General features: G+C 44.3%; 8 protein-coding genes. 4 read left to right on the top strand and 4 right to left on the bottom strand.

The genetic code is table 11. The features are described from left to right. Positions 1-8: 8 nt before the first annotated feature. Together NQ546_RS06065 and NQ546_RS06060 are read left to right on the top strand one after the other, a co-directional pair. Positions 9-1,778, top strand: coding sequence for a RagB/SusD family nutrient uptake outer membrane protein (locus NQ546_RS06065; protein WP_039953094.1), 1,770 nt, complete (start codon positions 9-11; stop codon positions 1,776-1,778). Positions 1,779-1,810: 32 nt separating this feature from the next. Next, positions 1,811-3,421, top strand: coding sequence for a DUF4957 domain-containing protein (locus NQ546_RS06060; RefSeq protein ID WP_004289150.1), 1,611 nt, complete (start codon positions 1,811-1,813; stop codon positions 3,419-3,421). A 367-nt stretch (positions 3,422-3,788) separates the two neighbouring features. Here the strand turns inward: NQ546_RS06060 and NQ546_RS06055 are convergent, their stop codons facing one another. Next, complete coding sequence (locus NQ546_RS06055; protein ID WP_004289149.1) at positions 3,789-8,252, bottom strand: hybrid sensor histidine kinase/response regulator transcription factor; 4,464 nt, start codon at positions 8,250-8,252, stop codon at positions 3,789-3,791. A 178-nt stretch (positions 8,253-8,430) separates the two neighbouring features. Then, positions 8,431-10,197, bottom strand: a complete 1,767-nt coding sequence (locus NQ546_RS06050) for a pectinesterase family protein (protein ID WP_004289148.1) — start codon at positions 10,195-10,197, stop codon at positions 8,431-8,433. Positions 10,198-10,257: 60 nt separating this feature from the next. Here NQ546_RS06050 and NQ546_RS06045 point away from each other — a divergent pair, with 60 nt between their 5' ends. Next, positions 10,258-10,611, top strand: coding sequence for a cupin domain-containing protein (locus NQ546_RS06045; RefSeq protein WP_004289147.1), 354 nt, complete (start codon positions 10,258-10,260; stop codon positions 10,609-10,611). Here the strand turns inward: NQ546_RS06045 and NQ546_RS06040 are convergent. Beyond that, positions 10,608-11,582 carry a pectinesterase family protein gene (locus NQ546_RS06040; protein ID WP_004289146.1) on the bottom strand — a complete coding sequence of 325 codons (975 nt, stop codon included), beginning with the start codon at positions 11,580-11,582 and terminating at the stop codon, positions 10,608-10,610. The genes NQ546_RS06045 and NQ546_RS06040 overlap by 4 nt on opposite strands. 21 nt (positions 11,583-11,603) lie before the next feature. Beyond that, a complete protein-coding gene (locus NQ546_RS06035; protein WP_004289145.1) occupies positions 11,604-12,827 on the bottom strand; it encodes a glycoside hydrolase family 88/105 protein in 1,224 nt (407 codons plus the stop codon). A gap of 292 nt (positions 12,828-13,119) precedes the next feature. Between NQ546_RS06035 and NQ546_RS06030 the strand changes: the two genes are divergently transcribed. Beyond that, positions 13,120-14,493: a PTS galactitol transporter subunit IIC gene (locus NQ546_RS06030; protein WP_004289144.1), complete on the top strand. Its 1,374-nt coding sequence runs from the start codon at positions 13,120-13,122 to the stop codon at positions 14,491-14,493. Positions 14,494-14,542: the final 49 nt, after the last annotated feature.

The raw sequence follows: 14,542 nt of genomic DNA, 5'->3' as shown, positions 1-14,542 counted from the left end.
AAATAAATATGAAAAGATTTATATACATATCACTTTTATCCCTATCATTGACAGGTATAGTAACCTCTTGTGATTTGGATGCTCCGGCGCAGTCTGCAATGGAAGAGCCCAACTTGTTTTCAGTAAAAGAACTGGCTGAAGCCGCAGTGATGGGCATACACCAGTCTTTTGGCGAAACCAACTCCTATCGCGGTCGTTTTCTTCCTTACTATGGACAGAATTCCGATATTGAATGGATAAACAACATGGATGCTTCAAAAGTGGCGGATGATGGCAAATACGAACTATGCACATATGCTGCACGTCCCTCCAACACTCAAATGAATACGGCAAATAATGCTTGGGCTAAGTTCTATGAAGGTATTGAGCGCGCCAACTTATGTATTCGTGGACTGGAAACCTACTCAGATCTTAAAGATGCTGATTTCGCCCAACTTCTGGGTGAAGCAATGACATTGAGAGCAGTGCTCTATTTGGATTTGATTAAAGGCTGGGGAGATGTTCCCGCACGCTTTGAGCCCAACACTTCCGAAACCGTTTACCTTCCAAGAACCGACAGAGACGAAATCTATATCCGACTTTTAAGTGATTTAGAGAAAGCAGCAAATATGGTTCCTTGGCCCAATGAGTCCAAAGTAACCCAAAGCACAGAACGTGTCAATAAAGCTTTTGTGAAGGGACTTCGTGCACGCATAGCCCTCTACGCTGCCGGTTACAGCCAGCGCACAGACGGAGTACGCAGAAGCACAAACCCCGAATTGAGTGTTGACAAAATGTATACTATTGCAAAGAACGAATGTGAAGACGTTATAAAGAACAGTGGTTGTGAATTAGGCTCATTCAAAGAAAATTTCACCAAATTATGCCAAGACAACACTACAGCCGGTGGTGAATCCCTTTGGGAAATCCCATTTGCAAGTGGACGCGGCCGCGTACTATATACATTTGGAGTAAAACATAATGTTGCCGACCAATACACCGCACAGGCTCAAGGCGGAATTAATGGCCCATTGCCTTACCTATTCTACGATTACGATATACAGGATGTACGTCGTGACATCACTTGCGTACCCTATGAATGGGGCAAAGATTTAGTAAACGGAAAAGCAAAGCAGGAATTACGCAGTTTAAAAAGCTGGTGTTTTGGAAAATTACGTTATGAGTGGATGAACCGCATTGTGACTTCTACCAACGACGACGGTGTAAACTGGCAATATATGCGCTTAGCAGACGTCTACTTAATGGCTGCAGAAGCAATTAATGAATTAGAAGGGAACCCGGCAAATGCCGCACAATATCTAAAACCCATCTTAGACCGCGCCCTGCCGGCATCTAAAGTGACAACATACATGAATCAGGCAACTACCGATCATGATGCCTTCTTCAATGCCATCGTCGAACAACGTGCATTTGAATTTGCCGGTGAATCCTTAAGAAAAGCCGACCTTATTCGTTGGAACTTATTAAAAACGAAATTGGATGAAGCCAAAGATAAGATGAAAAAACTGGCACGACGTGAAAGTCCTTATAATGATCTCTCTGACAAGCTTTACTACAAAACTGCAGAAGATGGTGAAACCTTGCTTTTCTACGGATTAAATCATGGAGAAACAGAGAATGCTCCGGCCGATTATGAAAGCACCACATGGATTAATACAGAAAAGTTACCCGACGCCTTGATTGATGTACTTTATCAAAAGAATCCTGATGAAAACCAATACTGGCCCATCTGGCAGACATTCATCGACAGCAGTAACGGCACTTTGAACAACAATTAATAAATTGTTAAACATACACAATAAAAAAGATTATGAACAAGTTCAAAAAATACACATATCTGTTAGGATTAGCATGTGCAGTCCTGACAACAGCATGCGAAGACCAAAGCGAAGAAGTCACAGCTTTGGAGCATGACCACCTGTTTGCTCCCTTCGGTTTGGAAGCGAAAGTCAACAACACCATCGACGTACGCTTAAGCTGGACTATAAACTCCGAAGCATCATTCTACGATATAGAAATTTTCGCCAATGACAGTTTGACATTTCAAGGTACACCAGTACGTACTTATACCAACCTTACAGCCGAAGATATGCCTTATGATGTAACAGGACTTGAAGGTGATACCAAGTACTCCGCACGTTTTATGTGCAAAGGTGACAATATTAAAGATTCCAAGTGGAATGGTATCTATTTCAAAACTGAACCGGAAAAACTCCTGAAGGAAGTTGACGAAGATGATTTAACAGCTTCTTCTGCTACTTTGTACTTTGAATTGAACAGAACATTCACCGAAGTTATATTAACTCCGGAAGAGGGAGAGCCTGTAAAACAGGCTATATCAAGCCAAGATCTCCAAAGTGGAAAAGTCATAGTCAACGGCCTTTCAGGCAACACCACCTATACAGCTAAGTTGCTCAACGGTGAAAAGAACTGCGGAGTCCGTACTTTGACCACTTTGATTGATCCTGCAACAGCAATAGTAGTATCCCCCGATGGTAAGTCCCTGCAAGACGCTGTAACTGAAGCAAACGAAAACAAAAACCTAATCTTAATTCAAGCCGGCACTTATGACATAGGTGAAGTAGAGGTCAATAAAGAGATACAGATTGTCGGCGAGCGCTTCAAGAACAAGCCTGTCTTGGTGGGTAAATTCAATATGATTGAAGGTTCGGGAATCGTCATGCGAAACATTATCATGGACGGTAACGGAGCAGCAGTAAAAAGAATGTTCTCATACGAAGACGGAACCACAGCCAAAGAGTTCAAGATCGAAGCAAGCGAAATCAGAGGTTATAAAGAAGGAATATTCGCAATCAATAATCCGTCAAAGCCCATAACAGTAGATGCTATCACCATAAACAACTGTCTCATTTATGATATTGCATGCGATGGCGGCGACTTTCTTGATAGCCGTTCAGGTACAATCAAGAAACTGACCATCACCAACAATACCTTCTATAATTGTTCTCAGGTAAAAGCACGTGAATTCATCCGCATTGACGGCACTGAAGACAAAAAGCCCTGGAATCCTGAGGTTACCGAATATAGCATCAAATTGGAAAACAATACCATAGTCGGTGCAGTCAAAACCTTTAAACGTCTGATGTATGTCAGATATCCGGGTGCAAAAATTTCTATGAAAAGTAACCTATTTATGAACTTCTCCGGTTATCTCAACGATCAGAAGTATATTGAAGCAGAGAACATCACCGCAAGCAATAACCGATACTACGAAGCCAAGAATGCCGGTATAATCCGATATAAAAGTGGAGAAGAATATATCGTTACATTTACAGACCCCAACTGCGTAAAAGAAAAGTTTGTAGATCCTGCATTCAAGGATGAAGCAAATGGAGACTTCACTATCACCAATGAAGATCTTATCATAGACAAGGTAGGTGATCCACGCTGGTTGAAGTAAACAACATTATAGATTCTACTTAAAAGAGTCGTATCAAAATAAAATTCAGTAATCATCTGTCACTCCGTTCTGAATTACAGATGATTACTGAATTTTGTTTTAACTCAATTCCTATTAGGGGACTGCAACTGGCACGCATGAAAAAACTTTCAGCCCTCCTGGAGAAAGAATTTAGGGCACTTATTCCAACTCATCCTCTCCCCATAACTCTTTGTCCGAAGGGGCTTTCCAGAGGCTCCAAGCTATTGCCGAGCCAATAACAAGCAAACTAATTAAATACACGATCATAGTTACGGTTTGGTTTTGTAATTATTCAAAAAGAACATATCAAAAACATTAATGTTCATTCCGGGTACAAAACAGCAGCCTATTTCAGTACCTTGTCCCTATACTCCGTTGGTGTCATCCCCATTTTCTGTTTGAAGCATTTACTGAAATAACGCGGATCGTTGATACCTACCATGTAGGATATTTGCGTCATGGAATATTCTCCCGTTTCTATCAGTTGTACTGCACGATTAATGCGCATTTCCTTGATGAATTCAATAGGCGCCAAACCGGTCAGGGTCTTCAGTTTCTTGAAGAAGACAGAACGGCTGACAGCCAGCTCGTGCACAAAATCATCCACTATCAGTTCACCGTTATCCATGTTCTTCTCCATAAATTCGACAAGGCGGTCCATAAACTTACGGTCGTTGGGAGACATGACCGGAGATTTGTCCGTTTCCGGATTATCGGTAAGACGCTTCTCCGTCTGTTCATCGGAAACAGGTATAGCCATTCCCGCCGACATCAAGTCCTGACGGTACAGCATTTGTAACTTCTGCCGCTGAACAAGCAAATTCTTCACACGCGCTTTCAAATAAGTAGCACTGAAAGGTTTGGTTATATAATCATCGGCACCATACTCCAGACCTTCCAACTTGCTTTCAATGGACGACTTTGCGGTAAGCAGCACAATAGGGATGTGGCTGGTTGTCATATCCGCACGTAACTCGCGGGTCATGGCAATACCGTCTTTCTCCGGCATCATCACGTCACTGATAATAATATCCGGCAAGAGCTTCAAAGCCTTATCACAACCCTCCATGCCGTCAGCAGCTTCTACAATACGGTATTCGGGCGAGAAAATGCTCCGCAGAAATATGCGCAACTCGGCATTATCTTCCACCAGAAGCATCAGTCCTTTGGATGTTGCCATGTCCTCATTCTCCTGTGCTTCTCTTTCCGTTTCCGATTGCGGGGAGACCGTTTCTTCCGTTTGCTGCCGCTGCACCTCCAGGCAAACCGTTGCATCATCCTGCATGAATTCCACCGAATCGTCATAATGCTCTTTTCCTTTCTGGAAGTCGATCTTGAAACAGCTTCCCTCGCCCAGTTTGCTGTCTACCGAGATCAGTGCCTTATGCATTTCCACCAGTTCCTTCACCAATGACAGACCGATGCCTGTGCTTGGATTGAACAAGTTACGGTCTACCATATTCTCGAAACGGACAAAGATCGACTTCTTCTTGTTCTCGGCAATACCGATGCCCTGATCCTGCACGCCAATGGAAACAGTGTCTTTGTCTTCATGGATAAACACCTTAATCATCTTTCCATTCGGAGTGTACTTGAAGGCATTGGAAAGCAGGTTGAAGATTATCTTTTCGTACTTGTCGGCATCTATCCACAGATAGAGTCCGGGCTTCTCCGTTTCAAACAAGAAATCAATCCGGTGCTCCTCGGCTACGGAATCGAAGTTTTCCATGACCTTACGGGTGAACGCCACCGCATCAACACGTTGCACCTGCATCTTCATCTTCCTGTTCTGTATCTTCCGGAAATCGAGTATCTGATTGATCAGATGCAGCATACGGTTCGTATTGCGTTCCACAACCTGCAATTGCTCACGAACATCCGCCGGCAACCGCTTATTGCTCAAGACATACTCCACCGGACCGGAAATCAAGGTCAAAGGCGTGCGCAGCTCATGGGAAATATCCGTAAAGAAACGCAGTTTCATGTTCGTCATTTGCTGCTCTACGGATACCTCATGCTTTAAACGATAGATTGTAAACAAGATGTAGACAGCCGTTACGATAATCAGCAGCACAAACAGCACATACAGGAAATAGGCGAAAGGAGTCTCCCAAAAAGAGGGAAGCACCTCTATATCGAGCAAGCGCGTATTCTCCGTCCACACCCCCTCGGCATTGGTAGAACGTACCTTAAACACATAATCTCCTTTGGGCAAGTTGGTATAAGTAGCCATTCGCTGCTTGCCGACGTAATTCCATGATTTTTCAAAGCCTTCCAAAATATAAGCATATTGGATTTCCGAAGGGTCCGTATAGTCGAGCGCCGCAAACTGAATGGTGAAAATATTCTCTTTGTGGGAGAGCTTCAACCGGCGGGTATCATCCAGACTGCGTTGCAATACCGAATTTTCACCCGGAGTCACATCTTCATTCGATATCAGCAACTTGGAGAATACCAACGGCGGAACATACGTACTTTTCCGGAGTGAGTCCGGTTTGAAAAGGAAGATGCCCTCACTCGTTCCATACATAAGGTTTCCCCACGAAGTGTAGAGCGACGCCGCTTCACTGAAGCGCAGGCGGAACGAGAGATGTTCGTCGGCATAATTCTCAAACCGTTCTTCTTCCGGTATAAACTTGCTGATGCCATTCTCCGTACTCATCCAAAGATTTCCTTTGTTGTCCTCACGAATAGAGAGCAATATGTCCGAAGGCAAACCGTCCTCTACACAATATGACTTGAACGCCGCATCACCGTCCTCGTCTATGGACTGCAATTTGTTCAGCCCGCCGCCAAAAGTGGCCAGATAGAGCTCCTTCTTTCCGGTAGACAGAATCCAATGCACATCGTTGTTGCTCAAACTGTACATGTCATCCTGTATGCGCTGATAATGATGAAAGACAGCATCTTCAGGGTTCTTGAAGTCTCCGTTCACCCTCAATGCCCCTACGGTCGTGGCAATCCAGATATTCCCCCGATGATCCCCTGTGATGAAACGCACCTTATGACATTTGTTAATAGGGAAACCTTTCAGATTGTTGCGGTGGCTGACAAATATTTCCTCGCCGTCCTGATTGTGCGTCAAATAATTGACGCCTCCTCCGAAAGTAGCAACCCAAATGCGCCCTCTGCCGTCCTCGTACACACAATATACGTTATCATCACTCAAGCTATATATGTCTTCTTTCCGATGCCGGTAGCGCGTCAGCTTATAACACATTCCGTTCCGGGGCTCCGCTTTTACGAGTCCCTCTCCCTTTGTCGCAATCCAAAGGTTGCTCTTACTGTCTTGATATATAAAATAGACATTTCCCTTCAAAGGAGCGCCTGCATGCGATATGGTTCCGGCCTCGGTCAAGTATCCGCGCTCCGAATGGTCGTTGCCATACACCCGCAACTTTCCGTTTTTCAGTCCTACCCAAAGATTGTGTTCGGCATCCTCGCAAAGCGCACGCACTTCGTTGCTCAAAGATTCGTAGCGGTGAGGCTCCGGAGTTATCATACGGAACGGCGACGCCTGAAAAGTTATTTTCTCCAACCCTTTGGAATGCGTGCACATCCACAGATTACCCTGCCTGTCGGAAAAGGCCGAATGGATCTTGTTGGAGAACCGCCAGTTTGCATCTGACAGTCCGTTGTAGAAAGACTGCAAACGGTTGTTTTCTCTATCGAAACGTGAAAAGCCGCCCCCATAGGGATGCACCCATACCGTCCCGTAAATATCTTCGTGTACGTGAAAAGCCGGACGCGAACGGTCTGTGCTGGTGGGCTCCACCGGTATCACTTCCGTTTTCAGGACTTTTGTTTTCGCATTGAAATGGGCCACAGTACCCGGCACTTCCTGTTCGAACCATATTTCCGAGTACTTGTCCATATAGACAGAACGGACGGGTGCCTTAGGAAGTCGCGAGGCTTCATAGTGTTCCATTCCTTTAGACGCTACATCATAGACGAAGAAACCGTCTGTCTTCGTTACAATCAGAATTGCCTGTTCATTTATCTTTTTTATCTCCACAACACGTGAGGAGGCGGGTAGCTGTAATAGTTCGAACTGTCCTCCTTGCTTTTGGTAACGCCATATCCGCCCATGATCCGAACCGAAGAATATCTCATTCCCATATTCCTGCGCCACATAAAAGAACTGCCCTTTCCCCTTTTCTCGTTTTGCTGTCTCCACGAAATAAGAAGCCATTGTGCGGTTTCCGGCAGCGAGCATTCCCAATCCGTTGTTGGTCAAAACCCACTCGTTGCCGGCATGATCCTCATAAATATCGTACACACGCGTTGCCGGAAGCAACCCCGATTTATCGGAATACCACTCCGAAGAAAGGCGATAGGTAGCCGGATCCGTTTTCACACGAATAGCGCCTTCGTTTTCCGAAAGCAGCCATACTGAACCGCATGGCAACATTTTTATTGAAGTTATGACAATCCTGCCTCCTTTCTCCTCCGTAGCAGGTACGTGCTCGAATTTCTCGGAACGGGTGTCAAAGCGATAGACCTGATTATCGTATGTCTGTAACCAAAGGAAACCGTATTTGTCTTCATACATGTGGTCCACGCGGTTGTTCGTCAAATTAATCCGGTTATCAAACTTGGCTTTATAGGTCCTGAAAACATAGCCGTTGAATTTATTGATTCCATCCCATGTGGAAAACCACATGTTTCCTTTCCTGTCTTGCAAAATACTCATAACCGTATTTTGCGAAAGACCTTCTTCGGATGAATAATGGGTAAAAAAACAGGCCGGCTGTGACTTAACCGGCAATATGTACAACAAAGAAATGATCAGGTATAGGATATTTTTCATAATATAATAATCGTTCTGTGGTGTAAAGATACATATTTCGTTGAAAAACCTTGTACCTTTACACTTATTTTAGGCGTTTGCTTTCTACAAACGCCTGCAACAACAGCCCACTTATCCCTGGAGAAATGGAAAAGAATACTTATCGGACGATGTGCCTGATATAAAATAGTTTTGTCAGTTAACGCTTTATACTTACCAATGCATTACCGTTTGCAACCGGATTCCAGTTATCACTGCCGGACAGTACGGATTCCATTTCATAACCTTTCAAATCTTTCAACTGATGCGAGAAAGCAGCGCGGGCTTTGGGGTTGGCTCCCGGTCCATAGCTGTCATATTCAGCGTAAAAGGCTGTCCTCTCCGCCTCTTTCTTGTTCCAGTTGTGCCACCCGGCAGGAAGAATATGCTTTCCCAAATCACAATGCACAAATACAGCCCTGGCAAAAGGACGCCATGGACGGGACAAGTACACTTTTGTCACCCCTGCATCCGCAGTCAGCTTACAGTCATAGAATACATAGCCGTATTTCTGTCCCTCGTCGGTAGAAGGAGCCGTAACATAACCGTCACGTTTGCTGTGGATGTGGCAGCGATTGAAAACAGCCGTAGACCAACCGAATATAAAATCCACTGTTCCCTCTATATAACAATCCTCATAATACTGCCGCACTCCCTTCCCGTAGGTGTAGAGTGTATCCTGAAAACCGAGGAAACGGCAGTTTTTAAAATACACGCGATCGGCGCTTACAAAACAGGCAACTGCCTGACCTACCGGACCTGATGTGTTCTCGAACGTGATATTCTCCGCGTAAAAGTCGGGTGCATAAATATAACAGGAAGACGAACCGGACGTTCCTTTGTTTTCACCAAAGATATTCGGTTTGCCGGCATAATCATCATACGATATGACCGCCCCTTCCTGACCTATCAGGGAGATATTAATCTTACTTTCAGGCACAATCAGCTTTTCTTTATACACACCCTTGCGTATCAGTATCGTGGTACGTACATTTTTACGGAAATCGGGAACGGCATTAATGGCTTCCTGTACAGTAAAGAAATCACCGCTACCGTCTTGTGCCACCACGAAATCATAATGGCGAACATACTTTGCCAATTCCGGCACTGCTTTTGCTATGGCATCTACCGTAATACCTGCTATGACACGTGCACCATATACATTTAAGTGGGTATTGTCCTCACGTCCTTTAGGCATGGATGCGATTGTATTGGCAGGCACCCACATAAAAAGTTTTTTCGATTCTTTCGGGCCCAACCCCTCTACCAGCTTATGGGTAAGCCTATTCATATCAATAAAAGGCACATCCAATTCCTCTGCCACATTACGTGGGGAGTCCAAATAGGCTCCATGCGTATCAATCAGCTTATCTCCTTCCCTCACCTCATCATCCTGTGAAGCATCCCTTTTGGCATCCGGATTGATCCCCTTGCGAATATCATCCTGAAGAATAGCTTCCGCCACAGCCTTATCATTGGAAGTACCAAATTTACGGCGTACAATGGAATTGAAAAGTACCGGGATACCACCTTTTGCCCTTGTTTCGTTCACAAACTTGCGAAGGTTGGCATCGAATGTCGTTCCTGGATCCGTATGGCGCTCTGCTGACAGTTTCTCGTCATTATGTCCGAACTGGATAAAAACATAATCTCCTTTTTTTATCAGCGAAAGCACTTTGTCCCAACGTCCTTCGTTAATAAAACTCTTGGAACTGCGCCCGTTCATGGCATGATTGTCCACTCGTATATCCTCAGAAAAGAAACCGGGCAGTACATGCCCCCACCCTCTTTCCGGATTGCCACCGGTCAACGACTTATTCGCCATTGTAGAATCGCCGATCATAAATATAGTGATTACCGGCTTGTCCGCCTTGAAAGCCGAACATAGGAAAAGCACTGCCAAGAGCAGAATCAATTTATTTTTCATGGTTTTCAAACTTATTGTTTAATGTCGTATATTTGCCAAAATAAAACAATTTTCTACACAATGAAAAAGACAAGAAGCAATACATTCATTCTCGAAAACGAGAAAGCATGGGAACCCGCCGGTGAAGGCGTCGTTCGCCAGATACTGGGATATGACGGTCAGGTTATGCTCGTTAAAGTCAAATTTGAGCAAGGTGCAGTGGGCACCCCTCACACCCACTATCACACCCAAACAACCTATGTGGCAAGCGGAAAATTCGAATTCACCGTTAATGGCGAAAAGCAGATTGTGTCGGCAGGTGACGGCGTTTACATCGAACCGGATGCCGAACATGGATGTACTTGCCTGGAAGCCGGTATACTTATCGACTGCTTCAGTCCCATGAGAGCAGACTTCCTGAAAGAAACCCGTTAAAGTTCCACTTCTTTCCATTCACTGCATCTCTCGAAGAGATAGGCAGGATTACCGTACTTGGCAGCTTCCCTTCCGGTCAGTTGCTTAGCCCATTTTACCCGGCCTGCGCAGTCGGCCCCTTCTCCCGTACTGCCGAATTCGGCATATCGGGCTGTTTTTTCATTCTCCGAATTACCCCAATTATGCCAGCCTTCCGGACGGATATGCTTCCCCATTTCACAATTAATAAACACCGTAGCTGCATACGGCCGCCAAGGACGGCCCAAATAGACTTTATCAACTCCCGGAGCAGCAGTCAACTTACAGTCTCTAAAGACATATCCCACTTCAACATCTTTCGGAGTGGATGCCGCCGTTATGTATGAATTGCTTTTGCTATGGATGGTGCAATTCCGGAACAATGCCGTAGACGGTCCGAAAATAAAATCGGTAGTCCCCTCTATATAGCAGTTCAGAAAATAGAGCCGGGTGCCTTTCGCACCGGTATAAATAGTATCCTGATTTCCCAAAAAGCGGCAGTTGATAAAAATCAGGCGGTCGCCTTCCGTATGAAGCGCAACAGCCTGCCCCAGTCGCGCAGCATTATTCTCAATCGTCAGGTTCTTAAAAGTAATGGAGTTTCCCTCTACTTTCAAAGTGTAAGTACGGAAAGTCCCCATTTTGTTTATATTGGCATGATCATCGTAAGTGATTATTGTATTTTCCGCATTTTCACCGATGAAATCGACATTTTCCAACCAAGAAGGAAGAATAACCTTCTCCTTATATACACCTTTTTTAACCAGTACTGTCACTTTATAATCCATAAAGGCCCGGATGCCCTCCATGGCTTCGGTCAGCGTGCGGTAATCCCCGCTACCGTCACGTGCCACAACAATCGTGTCTTTCCACTGCTGTGCCGCAGACAAGGAACTGCCCCCACAAAGTAGAGCTATCACAAAGCTGCACAATATTTTCATACTTGCTTTCATTATTATTTATGATTAACGGTGTTATTTCTGATTAACAGTTGCTTTCACATCCTGAAGACGTTCCCACTCCAACGATGCAAGAATAAACGGGCCTACAGCCTTAGGATCGTTATTGCGGACAGTCTCATTAATGTAATAATCATAATCTCCCGAACGATAAACTTTTCCACCGAGCCCGGCTACGGCGCATGCTTTTGTTATGCTTATCACACCGTTCCCATCCACCTCAATGAAATTATCAAGAATGCCTTTGTATCCTTTAATAGCTACCGCCAGATAAGATTTATCAATATACCCTTTGCGCACCCCTTTGAATAAGGAATACACAAACATTGTGGAACAAGAAGATTCCAGATAATTTCCCGGTGCTCCACTCTTGTCCAACACCTGATACCACAAACCGCTCTTGGAATCTTGCAGACGCTTTATCTGGGCAGCTATTTTATTGAAAATTACCAGCATGGAATCTCTACCGGGTTCATGTTTCGGGATAAAATCGAGAGCATCTACAAACGCCATTGCATACCACCCCATGGCACGCCCCCAGCTATGTTTCGACTGGCCGGTAACAGGATCGGCCCAACGCTCCTTACGACTTACGTCACATGCGTGACGATACAGGTCGTTCTTCGCATCATAAGTATGACGGGCTGCCATCAGGAATTGATTGATAACATCGGCATAATCCTTTACCTGATTATTGCGAAATGCATATTCTGCATAAAAGGGAGCTCCCATATAAATACCGTCCAGCCATACTTGATTCGGATAAATCTTCTTATGCCAAAAACCTCCGTCTGCATTACGGGGATGCTCATCAAGCTGACTTCTCATCAAAGCAAGCGCTTTCTTGTATTTCTCATCTTTTGCCTGTTCGTAAATGCGGAATATAAACTTGCCGGAGTTGATGCGGTCAAGACTGTATTCCTCACGTTTGTACATTTTGATAGTACCGTCGGCATTTATCATGGTATCGGCATAGGCTAAAGCATAATCATAGATTTTCTGATCTCCGTAACGATCATACACATCCAACATAGCCTGAAGTTCCAAACCATGACAATAGTCCCATTTCAATTTCGGCTGAAAATCCAACCGCCAAGCCTCCGGACAACGAATCATCTCAGATTCCACCATACGTACCGACCAAGGCAAATCAGCACTCACACGTTGCGCAAACATGCCCAAAGAGAAAAAAAACAATGAACCGGATACAATAAATTTACAAATAAAGTTCTTCTTCATGAATATGTTCTTTTTTGGTATTAGACTTTACTGTTTTTCATGAAACAAAAGTAGAGGTTTCTTTCCAAACCTCTGTGCATTTTTTGGCGTAGAGGGTGCATTTTTTGATTTTCGTGTACGAAAACGAACAAATTTGTGCACGATAACGACAAATTTGTCCAAAATCGTCCTGATTTACTATTTATTATGCCTTTACAATTTGATTAATAAGGAAAAGGTTTTATTTTTGACCCCGATTTTCAATTCATACTATTGTTAAACATCGTCATTTATCAATTAAATCACATAAAGAATGGAACAAGTTTTTAGTTATATCATCGCTTTAGGAGCGTCTGTTATGATGCCTATTATTTTTACAATCATAGGCATGTGCATTGGCATGAAATTTGGAAAGGCTCTGAAATCAGGTCTCTTCGTTGGAGTTGGATTTGTGGGCTTAGGTGTAGTCACTGCCCTTCTGACAACAAACTTTGATACCCCCCTGAAAGCTATATCCGATTTGTATCACCTACAACTGAACGTATTCGATATGGGATGGCCCGCCGCAGCTGCCGTAGCTTATAATACAGCTGTCGGTGCACTTATCATTCCCATCTGTTTAGGTGTCAACTTCCTGATGCTTATAACCAAGACCACACGTACTGTAAACATAGACTTGTGGAACTACTGGCACTTTGCTTTCATCGGTGCCGTAGCTTACTTTGTTACCGGTCAGAATTTGGCATGGGGTTATTTCGCCGCTATTATCTGCTACATCATCACATTGGTTTGTGCAGACCTCACCGCTGAGAAATTTCAAAAGTTCTATGATTTGGACGGTATCTCTATTCCTCAACCTTTCTGTCAGAGTTTCACTCCGTTTGCCATACTCATCAACAAGGCATTAGACAAAATTCCCGGTTTCTCCAAGCTGGAAATTGATGCAGAAGGTATGAAAAAGAAGTTTGGTGTAATAGGCGAACCACTGGTATTGGGAGTTATCGTAGGTATGCTCATAGGCTGGGCAGCACAGCTCGACATCAAGAAAGTGCTCTTCTTGGGTATCACAATGGGAGCTGTAATGGAACTTATTCCCCGCATCACCTCCCTGTTCATCGAAGGACTGAAACCTATCTCTGAAAAGACTTCAGAACTGGTAAAAGTCAAATTCAACGGTAAAAAAGTGCATATCGGTATGAGCCCTGCATTGGTTATCGGTCATCCTGCCACATTGGTAGCGTCGGTCATCCTTATTCCTGTTATTCTGGCACTTGCCGTATTCCTGCCGGGCAACCAGTTCCTACCATTGGCTTCACTTGCCGGTATGTTCTATCTGTTCCCAATGATACTACCCTTTACTAAGGGTAATGTGGTGAAGACACTCATCATTGGTCTTGTCACCCTGATATTAGGTTTGTACTTCGTGACCGACATGGCACCGGATTTCACATTGGCAGCCAATCAAGTATACGCCGAAACGCACGATCCTACTGCACACATCCCCGAAGGTTTTGATGGCGGCTCCATTGATTTCGCAGCTTCTTTCTTCGGCTGGACTATATATAGAGGTGTAAAACTTTCGTATGTAGGAGCCGCACTGCTGACGCTGATAGCAATTGCCATGATGCTTATCAACCGCCGCATCATCGTACGCAGCGAAAAAGAAGCTCAAAAGAGTTCTAAATAAAGGAAACATTCAATCACAGCATATTAATAATTAAAAGTTTATATCAGAT

The organism is Bacteroides eggerthii (assembly GCF_025146565.1).
Classification (GTDB): domain Bacteria; phylum Bacteroidota; class Bacteroidia; order Bacteroidales; family Bacteroidaceae; genus Bacteroides; species Bacteroides eggerthii.
Note: the sequence above shows the minus strand (reverse complement) of the source record. Positions and strands in the feature narration are given on the sequence as shown.